Raw genomic sequence first — 14,570 nt, 5'->3', positions numbered from 1 at the left:
TTTTATTTGGCCATGAATTCTAACTTAAAAAGAATAAAAAACTTATGGCAACAACCTATTTAAATACTTAATAATCAAATAGTTAATCACACACCTTAGATACACAATGTATTTTCTCTAAATTATATAGAGTGGATTATATAATTATTTATGAGATTAATTTAACTGTAGTCTTTGACCTATTTAGTACTTTTATGGCATTGCATCCCTCAATAATTTTTACTAACACCAAATAGAAAGCATTAGAGTATTGCTATTTGAACCTTGCCTTCAGTATTGGCTAAGGAAAATTTTAAATTTTTCCTTCATTTTAAAAATTATACTAATTCTTCGTCTAAGATTGAGTTTCCCACAAGCATCATATCAATTCAGATCTTGATACTACCTTAACAAAAAATATTGCCTGTTTTAGAAATATTTATTATTAAAGCATACTCAGTAGCTAAAAAGTAGGCATATATGATTAACGCCGTTTTTAGCTTGAAATGAAAGAAATACGCCAAAAATGCACCTTGCTCAAAGTTAAAGGCACAAAAAAGAGGCGCAGAAATTTCTGCGCCTCTTTTGATTTAGATGTCTTCAAGAAGACTATTTGTTTTTCTTTTTCACGTCCAGCTCTTTGGTGCTGATGTTTTTGTTGTTGCCTTCGCCAGTTGAAGCACTGCTTTGAGCGCCAGCCCTATGGAAGGAAGCGGCCAGATTATTTCCTTTAGAACTCGTGCCTTGGTTACCAGTGCTCCCAGCATTATCTTTTTTGCTGCTAGCGCTCCCAGATTTGCTCAGGTACAAGCCGTAGGCCAATAGCCCCACACCCGCCGCGAAGGCTACGTATGATTTATCTTTGTTGTGCAATGATTGGTAAAACCTCATGCCCGACTCAGCTGGATCAGAGATAATCGCTGAAATCTCAGATGGGTTATGAATCAGGTCGGCAAGGGATTTAGGTTCTAAGTTATTTTCCATAGTGGTAGTTTTAAGGTATGTTGGTGGTGTAGGATACGGCAATTTTACCTAGAAGATGCCTACCCCACCAAAAAGATAGCCTTAGTGCTTAGTAGGGCAATTTTCAAAGTCCTGTTGTCCACTTATTTTCCTTTAATGCAAACTTTCCTCATTCTCCATCTGCGCCTTTTCGTCTTCACTAACTGAGTCTCTTCAACGGAAAAGAACTTCGTTTTTATGAATGTTAACGCTCTACTGCATACTTAGATAGTAGGCCTTTTCTACTTCCAAGTGTTGTTTCCGCTTAAACAGTAAGGACACCAAATAGGACCAATCTATGCACTTGCTATGCAGCACATTTAACCGATGATTTCTGCGTAGAAAAGTGAACTGGTTCCTTGACTAGATATGCGTAAAGCTGGAGGACAATTAGGCATACTTATGAACCCTCAGGCTTAATTTAGTAATATTCTAAATTATCTAAATATCCTGATTAGATGAAACATACTAAGCCATTGTATAGGTATAACCTTATAAATAGATGTTTCACCTAAACGGCATATAGATATGGAAGCGACTTGCAATCATTGCGCCCACTGGGCCCAAGACTCTAAGGTAGTAGAAACGCAGAGCAATCAATTTGGCGTTTGTGATGAGCTCACCGGCCAACACGCCATGAACCCAGAATATGTATTGCCCTTGGTACATGAAGGTCCGCAGGACTCTAAACCTAGGCAGTTTGAGATGATCACCGGCGCCATGTTTGGCTGCAACCACTTTGACGAACGTCGGTCTTGGGTACAGTAATCTCAAAACTTTCAACCATAAAAAAAGGTCCTCTTTCTACTAGAAGGAGGACCTTTTCATTTAATCGTTTATTCTTAACTCAACCAAGCAGACCATGGCAGGCGGCTCAAAATCAAGATCAATCCCAATCCATAGAAAATAGCGATGGACTTAAAGCCTTGGGTGGTGTCTAGTTGGCGCTTTGCTTTGGCATAGCCAATGGTGATGAAGATAACAGCCAACACCATCATCAAGGGATGCTCCAGAAAATACAGACGCGCGCCAGACTCCTTCATGCCTGCTTTGGAGAAGTTAGAAATCCCAAGCGGCGACACGAAATACAACACCAAGCCAATCACCCACTGCAGGTGTGCCGGAATCAAACCCAACAAGCTCAGTTTGCGGTCTTTGTGCGTAAATACTTTATTGCCCATGAGCCCGGCCACACCGTTCAGCCAAGAGATTAACAGTCCTATTAAGACCAGGTATGCCAAGTAAGAGTGTAGATGCTGTAATCCTGTATACATAGTTGTAGGTTTAGTTTGTCTGGTAAATATAAGGATTACCGGCTTTCTGGAAAGCAGAATAGGGAATTAGAATTTTGAGGATGTTTTGGTCATTGATGGGTTTGCTTGGAGGTTGATCTTGAGGTGCATTCTGCTGAAGGATCAACTGATTTTTTGGAGTTGGCTGGTAGATGCCGTTGGCTATTGCTTTGTCGTTGCCGCTTATTGCGGTGCGCACTCACTTCCAAGTTTCATCACTACCTCTAAGCGCTCACGGCCGCGGGGCCTCGTCCTGGCCCTTCGCACTGCTGTTGTACTCTGGGCTCAGGAGCCCTGCCTGCGGCAACGAAACAACAGAGGCGCTCAGGACCAGGACTGGTTCTGGTTCCAATCCTGTTAAGGCTTGCTTGTCTATGGTCTTTCCTTAAGCAAAATCAGTTCATGTCGCTGCAGAGGCATGCGTGCCAAGGCACGGTTTGGTTTTTCTTTTACAAATTAATTGATTCTACTTTAAAACAGCCTTTGCCCAAACGCGTGTTCCCTTCTTGAGGATTGACCCATAGAGAGTTTCAGGCACCGAGAGTAGCTCAATAATGCGGCATTAGAAGCAATGATCTAGTGTAGCACTACTGACCAATAAAAAAACCGTTTTTAGCCTAATTTTTAGAAAATAGGCTAAAAACGGTTTTGTCATTTTACCACAAAAGGCCGCGGATTTAGTGGCAGCCTTTTGGGTTTGAGAAGTAGTTGAAGATGGTATTAAGAACTGCAAGAAAGCATGGAGCAGCCTGCTTTTTGGCTGGCCCAGTCGGGGCGTTTGGCGAAGAACTGGTCGTGGGCTTTGCTGTACGGGTCCTTCGTGGCGGCTTGCAGTTGGGTGAACAGCTGGTCATCGCCTTTGGTGAGGCCCTCAATGGCTTGATGCAGCAGGTAGTTTCTCAGAATGAACCTCGGGTTGGCTTGCCGCATAATCTCTTGGGAGGCCTCTCTGGAGATGTTGTTGCTTTTCAGGCGCTCTGCGTAGGCTTGCAACATGGCGTACAACAAGGCGCTTTCGCGTATGCCCGGCGTAGTGTAATAGCTGTCTGCAAAGTATGCAATGGCCTCTTCTTCCGTACCCAATTCCAAAGGCAGGTCAATGAGCAATTGGTAGAAGATGGTCATGTCGGATTGTACCTCGGCTAGGGTTTCTTCCCATTGGGTGAGGAAGGCCGGGTCAGATTCGCGCACCTGGTCCAAGCCTATTTTTTTGGCCATCATAGCGAAGTACTTCTGGTAATACACTTCGCTATAGGTTTCCAACAAGGCGACTAGTTCTTTGCTATCTGGTAATAAGGTAGCCAAAGCGCTGGCCAGACAACCCAGGTTCCAGTACGCAATGTTTGCCTGCTTCCCGAAGGCGTACCGGCGGCCCGGCAAATCTGTAGTATTGGGCGTAAAGTCTGGGTCATAGTCGTCTAGGAACGAGTACGGGCCATAGTCAATGGTAAGGCCCAGAATGGACATGTTATCCGTGTTCATGACGCCGTGCACAAAGCCCACGCGCAGCCATTCTGTGATCATAAACGCAGTGCGGTCCATGATTTCCTTGAACCATGGCAGGATCTTTTCTTCCAGCGTTTCGCCCTGGATATGCGGATAGTATTTCTTGAGGGTCCATTCCACCAGTTGGCGCAGGTTGTCCAGCTCCTGGCGGGCAGCCGGCATCTCAAAACTCCCAAACCTCAGGAAACTAGGCGCTACGCGCATCACAATGGCGCCGGGCTCAAACTCGGGGTTACCATTATAGAACATGTCTCGCATGACCTGGTCGCCGGTCGTCACCAGGCTCAAGGCCCGGGTGGTGGGCACGCCCAGGTAATGCATGGCTTCGCTCATCAAGTATTCGCGCACCGAGGAACGCAGCACCGCCCGTCCGTCTGCCCTTCTGGAATAGGCGGTGGGTCCGGCGCCTTTCAGCTGAAACTCCCATGACTGGCCATTGGGCGAGGTCCATTCGCCTAACGTAATAGCCCGGCCGTCGCCCAGCTGCCCAGCCCAGTTCCCGAACTGGTGCCCGGCGTAGCAGGCCGCGTACGGTTGCATGGAGGGCGCTAGCGCGTTTCCGCCTAAGACATCCAGATCTTGTTGGTCTACCGGCTTTTCAACACCCAGCTCTTGCGCCAATTCCTCTGACCAGGCTAGCAACGTCACTTGCTTGACCGGCGTGGGAATGGCCTTGCTGTACAGCATGCCCGGCGTCTGCCTGGGACGGGTATCACCAGAGTCATCTCCGGGAAAGGCCTGCACAAATTCGTTTTTATATTCTTTCTGATGTAAACGCTCCATAAGATTCTTGTAAACAAATGCGAGTTAGAGGGAATGTGTGGCAAAACCAAACCTGCCTCCTTTCCTCCAGCATACCATAACAGCCGGGCGCTGAAATTAGTTGTCCCAATACACACAACATTCTCAGTAAGCTGACTTGACAAATTAGGTTAAACTACTTCTCAATCTTTTGCCTGCCAAAGCCTGATTTTTGCCTAATTTCTGGGAAACAAGCCAAAACGGCTTACGAAAACCTGCTTGAGAACATTGACCCTTGAAGAAGCTTTTGCAAAAGCAGCACGAAATTTATTAACGGAAAGACATCTTCTTACCGGGCAGGCAGTACAAGAAACCTTGGGAGAGCATAATGCCCACATGTAAGCCTTGCACTATGATTAAAGCCTATAAACTATACACAGACGCAGACGGCAATTCTAGAGTAGCCACAGGCTATGTCCCCGACAGGAAAAACCTGGACACCTATCAACTGGAATTCAAGGAGACGCCGTCGCCGGCCAGTTATGACTGGCACACGGCCCCGTTCCTGCAATATGTGCTCACCCTTACGGGAACCTTGGAATTTACCACCAGCACCGGTGAAGTATTCATCATCCAACCCGGCGACGTGTTGCTGGCCGCAGATCTAACCGGTAAGGGCCACAAATGGCGCCTGCTAGATGAGCATCCCTGGAAACGCGCCTACGTGAGGCTCCGCAACCTAGAAGACGCCTCCTTTATGGAAGATGAAACCGCCCCATAAAAAAGAGCAGAGACCTAAACGCCTCTGCTCTTTTTACCTTTTTACGGTTTGTATAGCTCTTATGCCTGCTCTTGGCTTAACTGGCCAATCATCTCATCTACGGTTTCTTTGGTGAACCCAATGCGACGGGCGTATTCCAGGCAGAGTTGGTATTCTTTGTCGGCTATGTGGCCGTCTTGCAAGACCATCATGATGACCGTCTGGAGTTCAAGGGTGCGTTGCAGTCCGTCTTCTGGTATCACAAAAGAGAGCAAGGCAATGTTTTCTGCCATGGGCTTGGTGTCTGCTTCAGAGAGGTTCAGTTGGTTGCCAATAGACACCAGAAAATCGCTTTCCCCCTCGTCCAACTGCCTATCTGCCACCGCGGCCAGTAATATATTCTGAAAAAATGCCAGCTTTTTCTGCTGCGTATTTAAAAGCTCCTCAAAGGATTTACTTATTGCCATTGTCTGTGGGTTTAAGTGAACAATGTTAGTGTTTCTTCTTACTGCCTTCAGGCGACAAGGTTGTAAAAAGTAGGTTTCCAGCAGGCTAGTGCAGCTACGTTTTGCAGGACAACGCTGCTTCCATTTTCAGCCTCTTTTCTGAGAAATAAGCCAAAAACGGCAAGTAAATGCTGCGGCATCACATCCAGGAAAAATGCAGAATCACTAACGCTACAAGCCTTTGGTTTCCTGTAATCCCCTCCGGGCCACCTGATATCTATAATTGGCGGATGCCCGTATGAGAAGTAATTTTTGCGGTAAATACGTAGCCTTTCTCCCCCGCTGGTTATCTTATAATTTGCCAAATGCTTAACTTGCCCAATCTGTCTGTGGCCAAGAACCACACGCATCCCCTTTTATGGAAAACAAACAGGCCCCCATTGGCATCGCCATAGAAAAAAATTATGACTCTGAGTTCTGCGGAAGCATTCCGTTGCACCTGGTCAACCTCATTCAACCGCACGGCGTACTCCTGACGCTTTCTACGCAGGACCAGCGCATTGTGCAGGCCAGTGAGAACGTCACGCAGATACTTTCCCTTTCTTTGGAGGAAGTGCTGGGCCAACCCATCGCCAATTTTCTGCCCGAAGCCCAAGTAGCCGACCTTCTGGCCAAAGTACAGCTCTCCAGCCATCAGGAGAAGATTCCGTTTACCTTGACGTTTACGGTGCAGGACGTGGCCACCCAGTTCACGGCCCTGGCGCATTTAAAAGAAACTTACATTTTGTTGGAGCTGGAGGAAAATCCTGCTCCCGCCCTCCAGGATTCCTTCATAGCCCTGTACCAGCAGATCAAGTACATCACGTCGCTCTTGAAACAAGCCACCACCACGCAATTGGTGAGCCAGATCAGCGTGGATGAATTGAAAAAACTAACAGGATTTGACCGCATCCTCATGTACCAGTTTGACCCGCAATGGAACGGCATTGTCATTGCCCAAGCAAGGGAGCTGGACATGGATGACTACATGGGCTTGCGCTTTCCGGCCTCTGACGTACCCAAACAGGCCAGGGACCTGTACTTCAAAAATCCGTACCGCTTAATTCCTGCTCGTGACTATACCCCGGTGCGGTTAATCCCCATCATCAACCCAATTACCAGCCGGTTCACAGACTTGTCTGACTGCAACTTGCGCAGTGTGGCAGGCGTGCACCTAGAGTATCTGGGCAACCTAAAAGTGCAGGCGTCCATGTCTCTGCCCATCATCATTGATGACAAGTTGTGGGGCCTCATCTCTTGCCATAACAAGCAACCCAAGTGCCCAAGCTACGAGCTACGGTCAGCGATGGAACTGCTGTCCGGGATTATTTCGGCGCAGATTGCGGCCAGAGAAAAGGAAAAGACCATGGAGTTGCGGGCGCAGTTGCGGGACGTGCATGCGCAGTTGCTGGAGCAGCTCTACACCTCCCCTACCTTTGCCGATGGCTTGGTAAAAGAAGGCGACCACCTGCAGAAGCTCTTAAACATTGACGGCGTGGCCGTGTTGTATGAGGGTAGCATCTGGACCAGCGGCACGGTGCCTACCCACCAAAGCTTGAAAGAGCTGGTGTATTGGCTAAAGCGCAACAAAACAGACAAAACCTACGCCACAGACACGCTGCCTAGTTTGTACATGCGTAGTCAGGAGTTCAAAGAGGTGGCCAGTGGGTTGATTGTGCTGCCCATTAACGCAGAGGAGGGTGAGTACATTTTAGGGTTCAGGCCAGAGGTGATTCAGACCATTAGCTGGGGCGGCAATCCCAACCAGGCCATCCAGATGGAGCCAGATGGTAAAAGCTACCACCCTAGAAACTCTTTTGCCACCTACCAGGAGACGGTCAAGCATACGTCCATGCCCTGGTTGCCAGAAGAACTGGAAGCCGCCGAAAACCTGCGCAATGCCGTGCTTGAAAAAATCATTAAAGAGAGATACTAGCATTTGTGGCTCTGGAGTTTATATAACAGAGCGACATTTTGTCCCCATTGCCCATGAATAGTACGCTTCCAGCAGTTAAACCCCCTAAAACTGACCATTACCTTGTAGGAATTGGCGCCTCGGCGGGAGGTTTAGAGGCTATCCATAAGTTGTTTGACTATTTTCCAAACAACTCCAGCTTTTCGTTTGTCATCATCCAGCACCTTTCGCCAGACCATAAAAGCCTGATGGCGGAGCTATTGTCCAAGCATACCCAGATGCAGGTGCTAGAGGCCGAAGACAACATGCGCACTCGTCCTAACTGCGTGTACGTGTTGCCCAGCGGCAAACAACTCACCATTGAGCGCGGCCGTCTGCAGTTGGTCACCCAAGTGCGTAACCGCGAGCCCAACTTTGCCATAGACGTTTTTTTTGAATCCTTGGCCAAAGACCGCGGCCGGTACGCCATTGGCATCATCTTGTCCGGTACCGGCTCTGACGGCACCAAAGGCGTGAAGATGATTAAGAACGCCGGCGGCATGGTGATGGTGCAAGACCCCGCCACTGCCAAGTTTGACGGCATGCCCCGCAGCGCCATTGAAGCAGGCTTTGTGGACTATGTCTTCTCACCAGAGCGCATGCCCGGTGAGATCATGGAATACACCCGCCAGATTCCCCTGGTAAAGACCCTGTTGGAGAAAGACCTGGACGAGGAGAATGAAGGAGTGCTCAAGGAAATCCTGGATCTGATCTGCACGCATACCCAGACCAATTTCAAGAACTACAAGCAGGCCACCATCTACCGGCGTTTGAAAAAGCGCATGGATACGCTCAAGGTAGAAGGACTGCCGGCATACTTAACGTACCTGCATGAGCATCCGGCAGAGATCAAGAAGTTGTGGCAGGAATTCTTGATTGGCGTCACCAAATTTTTTAGAGACACAGAGGCGTTTGAGTTGTTGGAGCAGGAAGTAATTCCAGACATAGTGGCCGGTGTTCCTGAAGAAGAATTAGTAAAAGTGTGGGTGACTGCCTGCAGTACCGGGGAAGAGGTGTATTCCTTGGCCATTCTGTTCCAAGAGTGTTTTGAAAAGATGGGACGCGAGCCAAAAATCAAGCTCTTTGCCACAGACATTGACCAGCGCGCCATTAAATCAGCTTCAAAAGGCACCTACTCTGCCAGCATTGCCAAAGACATAAGCCCAGAGCGACTCCAGAAATATTTTCTCCTGAAGGATAACCGCTACACCGTCAAGGAGAACATCCGCAACTTGGTGGTCTTTGCCCAGCACGACCTGCAAAAGGACCCGCCGTTCAGCAGAATGGATTTGATCACCTGCCGCAACATGCTTATCTACCTCAACCCAGATTTGCAGCAGAAGGTGTTGGCAGTGTTCCCGTACGCGCTCAAGCAGAACGGCTACTTGTTTCTGGGCTCCAGTGAGCATATTGGGGACATGAAAACCTACTTTGCGGAACGCAACCGCAAATGGAAGATCTTCCAGAAGATAAAAGAGAAAAGCGGCATCCAGCGGCATTACGGCATTACGCCCCAGGCCCACTCCTTCCCGGTGGAGCACAGCCCTACGTTCAAGAACTCACAGCTGGTGCGCTACAACGACCAATTCATGGACGCCGTGGCCGAGGAGTTTAAAATCACGGGACTGTATGTGGATGACAACTTCCAGCTCTTGCACGGCATTGGAGACATCAACCGGTTCTTAAAGCTACCCGACAAGCGCCTGCACTTGAACCTGCTTAAGATGGTGCCCAAGGAACTAGCCGTTACCCTGAGCGTGGACATCAGGAAGGTGCTCAAAAACCAGAAACCAGTGGCCCGGCAGGTCATGATGACGCTGGGCAAAAAACACCAGTTGGTGAACCTGTCGGTGAAGCCCATCTCAGTGGACCGCGACATGCCCAAGGTCATCCTAGTGCTGTTGCAAGAAGTGGGCAAGGCCAGCCCTTCGCTTAAAAACCTGAAGCCCTCGCTTATCACTGAGGAGGACTCTGACTATTTCACGCAGCTCACTGTCATGGAGATTGAGCTCAAAGAAGCCCGTGAGAGCCTGCATTTGACCGTTCAGGATTTGAGCACCGCCAATGAAGAGTTGCAGTCCACCAATGAGGAACTCATGTCTTCTAATGAGGAGTTGCAGAGCTCCAATGAAGAGATGCAGTCTTTGAACGAGGAATTGCACACGGTCAACTCTGAGCACCAGTTAAAAATACGTGAGCTACAGGAACTCAACGAGGACCTGGACAACTACATACGGAGTTCTAACATTGGACAGCTCTTCCTGGACCACCACCTCATCATCCGGAAGTTCACCCCCGCGGTCAAAAACATCATCAACATCATTGAGATAGATGTTGGCAGACCCATCCACCACCTGTCCCACAACCTGCGCTACCCTAACCTGTTAGAGGACATCCAGAAGGTGAACAATACGTCTGTAGAGGTAGAGCAGGAAGTAGAAACTCAGGATGGTAAATATTTTCTATTGCGCATTATCCCCTACCTTAAGCATGACGGCAACAAGGACGGCGTGGTGCTGAGTTTTGTGGAAGTGACTACGCTGAAAACCCTCAGCAATGTGGTGCAGGGCGTTCTCAATAGTTCGCTTAACAACATCATGGCCTTTAGGGCGGTGCGCAACGCAGAGAATGTCATCACAGATTTTGAGTGGAGCCTTTTGAACAAGCAAGCTGAGAAACTGGTGGGCTCGCCGCAGGCGCATCTCATGGGCAAAAGCGTGATGGAGGACATGTCCTTCCTCAAGAAAAATGGTTTGTTCAAGAAGTTTGCCCGCGTGGTGGAGACCGGCAGCCCGCTGCACTTGGAGCAGTTCCTGGACTTTAACGGCACCCGCGCCTGGTATGAGATTGCCGCCGTGAAAATGGGCGATGGGTTCACCGTGACTTTGGCAGACGTCACCGACAAGAAGGTAAGCGAAGAGAAAATCCTGATGGCCTATGAGGACCTCAAGAAAGCCGAAGAGGAGCTTATCAAGCTAAACAACCAGCTGGAAATACGGGTGGTAGAGAGAACTAAGGAAGTCACAGACAGCCAAGAGCGCTTTAAGCTGGTCTCTAAGGCTACCAATGACCTTATCTGGGACTGGAACCTGGTAGACAATCAACTCTGGTGGAGTGATACCCTGGAATCCATTCTGGGCTACAGCCACCGCGAGATGGAAAACGGCATAGATTCCTGGCTCACCAAGATCCATCCAGATGACCGGCAGCGCGTCATGAACGGCATCAATGAGACCATCAACTCTGGCAAGGACCAGTGGATTGCAGAATTCAAATTGGCCCGCGCTGATGGTTCATATGCCTACATTTACAACCGTGCCTACATCCTGCACAATGAATACAACATGCCCCACCGCGTGCTGGGCTCGTTCATTGACCTCACAGACCTCAAAGAAACCCAGGAGAAGCTAAAGGAAACCAACGACCACCTCATGCGCGTGATTGAGGACCTGGACAACTTTGTCTACACGGCCTCGCATGACTTGAAAGCCCCTATCCTCAACATAGAGGCCTTATTGCGTGAGCTTCTTTTGGAGCTCCCAGAAGAGGAATCTGAGCAAGCAGAGTTGCAGCAGATTATCAGCATGATGCAAGGCGCGGTGGAACGGTTCAAGAAGACCATTGACAACTTAACGGAGGTCACCAAGCTCCAGAACCAGCAGCATGGCCTGGTAGAGAAAATCAAGGTAGGCGAATTGATAGAGAACGTTGTCCTGGACTTGGACCAGATGTTTAAAGAGTCTGGAGTGCAGTTAAAAGTGGACGTGTCCAACTGCCCTATCATCTCCTTCTCTGAGAAAAACCTCCGGAGCATTATTTATAACCTTATCTCCAACAGCATCAAGTACCGCTCTCTGGACCAGGAGCCCTACATCCACCTCACCTGCCTCACCGAAGGCGGGTACAGTGTTTTGAAAGTAGAAGACAACGGCCTAGGTATGAGCCCTACGCAAGAAGAGCAGCTGTTTTCCATGTTCACCCGTTTCCATGACCACGTAGAGGGCTCTGGCATTGGCTTGTACATGGTCAAAAAGATCGTGCACAACGCAGGCGGAAAGATTGAGGTGTCCACCAAAGTAGGCAAAGGCACCACGTTTAAGGTGTACTTTCCTAAGTAAGAGAAGCCCTTAAAATTTAAAGTCCGTTTTTGGCCTGTTTTCTGTAAAACAGGCCAAAAACGGGATTCATGGTTAAATCCAACTGTAGACTTTCTGTTTAGGTGGTAGTCTGGTTTTGATAGCGCTAACCTATAAAGCTGGCAGCGCCTGTGCTTTTCTTCGAAGGGATCTTTCTTTCATGGGGTCCATCTCTTCTGGTCTGGACAAGGCACTTACCACCAAGCCAGTTACGCCCAGGGTAATGAACGTGTTTCTGACCTTTGCATGATGAGAGAAGCCAAACAGCCAAGGGGCAGCCAAAGTAAACAGACTGGTCACCACATCCACGGCTAAATGCGCTTTATACGGTACCACTTGTACGGCACCCCACTCGGCTTTGGTGACCAAGGCAGACACCAAGGCCATGCCGCCAATGGCCCGGCACAAGGTGGTGGCTGTTTCTTGTCTCGTGAACCCTATAGATTCTGGCGCAGAGGCCATGGCCGGAATATACGCTGCCTCGGCTACGCCGTGCATTTGCCTTGAAATTGGTTGCCACATAGTTTCTATCGTTTTAATGAAATACGCCCAGAATTCACATCATCGCGCTCAGGCTTTTTTTCTACGACGCCTATGTTGGTAGGTTCCTACGTCTCTCTTTATATGAACCGTTTTTGGCTTGTTTTCTATAAAACAGGCCAAAAACGAGGGTTAATACGGACTCACATCAGCCCCTCAACTCTACTAAATAATTTAGCAAAAATAAAATATCTACTTCTTAATTTTAGCAAACTACCTTTGTAAAACTGTTGTTACCCTCAACAAAGCACCTAACCCTTGTATGGAGAATCAGTACCTGGAGAACCTAAGAGCCATTGCCTTTACCCTGCACATCAAGCCCAAGAACCGCGCCGACCAAGCCGTGGCCGTGGGCCTGTTGGCAGAGATGCTGTTGCTGCTCCAAGAATCCTATACCCAGTTTTTAACGGTTACCAACAACAAGCGCAAAGGCATCATTAACACCCAGGTCACCAAGCCCGAGGTCAGCTCAGACCTGATGATGGTAGACGTCAATTTTCAAGGATTCAAGGCTAGCATAGCCCCAGATTATGTAGGCACCAAAGCCAAAGGCGCCAGCAGCATGGACTTCCCGTTGCCGGTGTTGAAGGAACTGTTCACGGCTTTTGTGCAGGAGATTCTGGCGGTTGACTATACCAACTCACATGCAGTTTTGGAGTTGGCAGAGCGCTTTACTACCGAGGAACGGAAACGCATTTTTGGCCCTCTCTTCAAGACCATCCAGAAATCTGAAGGCTATGAGATTCTGGTGAATGCCCCAGAGAATGACAAGACGTTTGCCTTGACGCGCATTCCGCAGAGCGCAGTCCAGGAGTTGACGCCTTCCAAAGACAAGCCGAAGGTGATACGGCCCAAGAAAGTGCGGCAGCCCATAGTAGCTCCTCCCCTACCAGCCGGCGTTGAGCAGGAGCCCGAAGTACTTTTAGAAGAATCTGCCCCCGCGTATGCCATTGTATTAGTAACCAAAGTTACCGTAGCCGGCGAACCGCCCATCGTCCTGAAGCGCCCTTTGGAAGTACGCGTAGATGTGGAGGATGGTGTCTACCTTATGGCCTATCCAGACCTGGAAATTGAGGTAAGCGGCTCAAGCCAGGAAGAAGCCGAGAAAGCGTTCCACTTTGCGTTTTACTCCTTGTATGAACACACGGGCATGGAGTATGATGAGAACCTGACAGACAGTGCCAAACAGATTAAGAAAGGTATTCTAAGCCTGATTAAATAGTTTTTAAAACAGAAGGGGTCTTTGCTTTAAAGCAAAGTCCCCTTCTGTTTTAAGCATAAATGCGGTTTAGGTAATCATGACGTCTTCCTTACTGACGGCCTGTTTCACGCGGTCAATGGCCAGATATTCTAAGACGCCTACGGCCAACACTACCCACAGCAACCCCAACAGAAACCCGGCTACCACATCCGTCAAAAAATGGACCCCCAGGTAAATTCTACTAACGCCAATCAAGAGTACGTACAGTAGTCCCATCAAAAACAGCAAAATTTTAGCCCGCTGGTGCTTTACCTCCAGCAGGCAGAAATATGCCAACAAACCCACCAGCGCCATTGCACTGGCTGCGTGTCCACTGGGGAATGAGAACGAGTTTTCTGGAATATAAAACGCCACGTCAATTGGTCTTTCTCGGCTAAAATAAGTTTTTAATACATCCATGGTAATGCCACTCCCCAGCACCGATATAATAAGCGCCACCAAATGCTGGTACATGCGCTTAAAATACAAGAAGAGTCCGGCCATCACCGTCATGGCTGTAACGCCATACACGTTGCCCAGATGTGTGAAGGCATACAGGAACAAACTCAGTTCTGCGGAGCGCATGTTAAAAAAGAAGGCGGTCACTTGTATGTCTAGGGCCTTGGTGGCCTCTGAGTTGACCACGTTCTCTGCCAGTTGACTCAACAGGAGCATGTTCACGCCTATCAAGAAAAGCAAGATGGTCAGCGGAAGTCCGTAGAAATGGTCGGTTTTAAAACGGGCGTGCAGAAACCTGGAAAACCGCGGGTACTTCTTTTTCAGGTCGCGCATATAAGGCGACTGGAAAACGGATTCTACCCATTCCGTGAGGTACAGCAGGGGGATCTTAAACATACACCTCTCTCTTAAAGTCCAACGCAAAACTTCTTTAAAGCTTATATTGAGGCTTCCGTGTCGGAAATACACAAAATACA

General features: G+C 48.7%; 12 protein-coding genes. 5 read left to right on the top strand and 7 right to left on the bottom strand.

Going from position 1 to position 14,570, the window contains the following annotated elements; translation table 11 throughout:
- Positions 1 to 588: 588 nt before the first annotated feature.
- Entirely contained in the window at positions 589 to 963 is a 375-nt protein-coding gene (locus TH61_RS18245) for a hypothetical protein (RefSeq protein ID WP_066509925.1), read from the bottom strand.
- A gap of 546 nt (positions 964 to 1,509) precedes the next feature.
- On the opposite strand from TH61_RS18245, the gene TH61_RS12690 reads away from it, so the two are divergent.
- On the top strand, positions 1,510 to 1,749 hold the full coding sequence (locus TH61_RS12690) for a hypothetical protein (RefSeq protein ID WP_066509922.1): 240 nt from the start codon (positions 1,510 to 1,512) through the stop codon (positions 1,747 to 1,749).
- Positions 1,750 to 1,823: 74 nt separating this feature from the next.
- Here TH61_RS12690 and TH61_RS12685 read toward each other — a convergent pair whose 3' ends face one another.
- The 3 genes from TH61_RS12685 to TH61_RS12675 form a co-directional block, all read right to left on the bottom strand.
- Positions 1,824 to 2,255, bottom strand: coding sequence for a hypothetical protein (locus TH61_RS12685; protein WP_066509919.1), 432 nt, complete (start codon positions 2,253 to 2,255; stop codon positions 1,824 to 1,826).
- Positions 2,256 to 2,265: 10 nt separating this feature from the next.
- Entirely contained in the window at positions 2,266 to 2,472 is a 207-nt protein-coding gene (locus TH61_RS12680) for a hypothetical protein (RefSeq protein WP_066509916.1), read from the bottom strand.
- Between the two features lie 521 nt (positions 2,473 to 2,993).
- A complete protein-coding gene (locus tag TH61_RS12675) occupies positions 2,994 to 4,562 on the bottom strand; it encodes a YdiU family protein (protein ID WP_066509913.1) in 1,569 nt (522 codons plus the stop codon).
- 370 nt (positions 4,563 to 4,932) lie between these two features.
- Here TH61_RS12675 and TH61_RS12670 point away from each other — a divergent pair, with 370 nt between their 5' ends.
- A complete protein-coding gene (locus TH61_RS12670) occupies positions 4,933 to 5,301 on the top strand; it encodes a hypothetical protein (protein WP_066509910.1) in 369 nt (122 codons plus the stop codon).
- Between the two features lie 59 nt (positions 5,302 to 5,360).
- Here the strand turns inward: TH61_RS12670 and TH61_RS12665 are convergent, their stop codons facing one another.
- Positions 5,361 to 5,747 carry a hypothetical protein gene (locus TH61_RS12665; RefSeq protein ID WP_066509904.1) on the bottom strand — a complete coding sequence of 129 codons (387 nt, stop codon included), beginning with the start codon at positions 5,745 to 5,747 and terminating at the stop codon, positions 5,361 to 5,363.
- 397 nt (positions 5,748 to 6,144) lie between these two features.
- Here TH61_RS12665 and TH61_RS12655 point away from each other — a divergent pair, with 397 nt between their 5' ends.
- The gene (locus tag TH61_RS12655; RefSeq protein ID WP_066509899.1) at positions 6,145 to 7,701 is read left to right on the top strand and encodes a GAF domain-containing protein; all 1,557 of its coding nucleotides are present in this window, start codon (positions 6,145 to 6,147) and stop codon (positions 7,699 to 7,701) included.
- Between the two features lie 53 nt (positions 7,702 to 7,754).
- The gene (locus tag TH61_RS12650) at positions 7,755 to 11,837 is read left to right on the top strand and encodes a chemotaxis protein CheB (protein ID WP_066509897.1); all 4,083 of its coding nucleotides are present in this window, start codon (positions 7,755 to 7,757) and stop codon (positions 11,835 to 11,837) included.
- 129 nt (positions 11,838 to 11,966) lie between these two features.
- Here TH61_RS12650 and TH61_RS12645 read toward each other — a convergent pair whose 3' ends face one another.
- Positions 11,967 to 12,377, bottom strand: coding sequence for a hypothetical protein (locus tag TH61_RS12645; protein ID WP_157600709.1), 411 nt, complete (start codon positions 12,375 to 12,377; stop codon positions 11,967 to 11,969).
- A 280-nt stretch (positions 12,378 to 12,657) separates the two neighbouring features.
- Between TH61_RS12645 and TH61_RS12640 the strand changes: the two genes are divergently transcribed.
- A complete protein-coding gene (locus TH61_RS12640) occupies positions 12,658 to 13,617 on the top strand; it encodes a hypothetical protein (RefSeq protein ID WP_066509891.1) in 960 nt (319 codons plus the stop codon).
- A gap of 66 nt (positions 13,618 to 13,683) precedes the next feature.
- Here the strand turns inward: TH61_RS12640 and TH61_RS12635 are convergent, their stop codons facing one another.
- Positions 13,684 to 14,490, bottom strand: coding sequence for a phosphatase PAP2 family protein (locus tag TH61_RS12635; RefSeq protein WP_066509888.1), 807 nt, complete (start codon positions 14,488 to 14,490; stop codon positions 13,684 to 13,686).
- Between the last annotated feature and the right edge of the window lie 80 nt (positions 14,491 to 14,570).

The sequence above is a fragment of the Rufibacter sp. DG15C genome (assembly GCF_001577755.1).
In the GTDB taxonomy this organism is placed as follows: domain Bacteria; phylum Bacteroidota; class Bacteroidia; order Cytophagales; family Hymenobacteraceae; genus Nibribacter.
This window is presented reverse-complemented; position numbering and strand designations above follow the sequence as displayed.

Excerpts from the sequence above, each read along its gene's own strand:
- TH61_RS12685 (WP_066509919.1), bottom strand. The coding sequence starts at position 2,255 with ATGTATACAGGATTACAGCATCTACACTCTTACTTGGCATACCTGGTC.
- TH61_RS12675 (WP_066509913.1), bottom strand. The coding sequence starts at position 4,562 with ATGGAGCGTTTACATCAGAAAGAATATAAAAACGAATTTGTGCAGGCC.
- TH61_RS12665 (WP_066509904.1), bottom strand. The coding sequence starts at position 5,747 with ATGGCAATAAGTAAATCCTTTGAGGAGCTTTTAAATACGCAGCAGAAA.
- TH61_RS12670 (WP_066509910.1), top strand. The coding sequence starts at position 4,933 with ATGATTAAAGCCTATAAACTATACACAGACGCAGACGGCAATTCTAGA.
- TH61_RS18245 (WP_066509925.1), bottom strand. The coding sequence starts at position 963 with ATGGAAAATAACTTAGAACCTAAATCCCTTGCCGACCTGATTCATAAC.
- TH61_RS12690 (WP_066509922.1), top strand. The coding sequence starts at position 1,510 with ATGGAAGCGACTTGCAATCATTGCGCCCACTGGGCCCAAGACTCTAAG.
- TH61_RS12655 (WP_066509899.1), top strand. The coding sequence starts at position 6,145 with ATGGAAAACAAACAGGCCCCCATTGGCATCGCCATAGAAAAAAATTAT.
- TH61_RS12645 (WP_157600709.1), bottom strand. The coding sequence starts at position 12,377 with ATGTGGCAACCAATTTCAAGGCAAATGCACGGCGTAGCCGAGGCAGCG.
- TH61_RS12635 (WP_066509888.1), bottom strand. The coding sequence starts at position 14,490 with ATGTTTAAGATCCCCCTGCTGTACCTCACGGAATGGGTAGAATCCGTT.
- TH61_RS12650 (WP_066509897.1), top strand. The coding sequence starts at position 7,755 with ATGAATAGTACGCTTCCAGCAGTTAAACCCCCTAAAACTGACCATTAC.
- TH61_RS12640 (WP_066509891.1), top strand. The coding sequence starts at position 12,658 with ATGGAGAATCAGTACCTGGAGAACCTAAGAGCCATTGCCTTTACCCTG.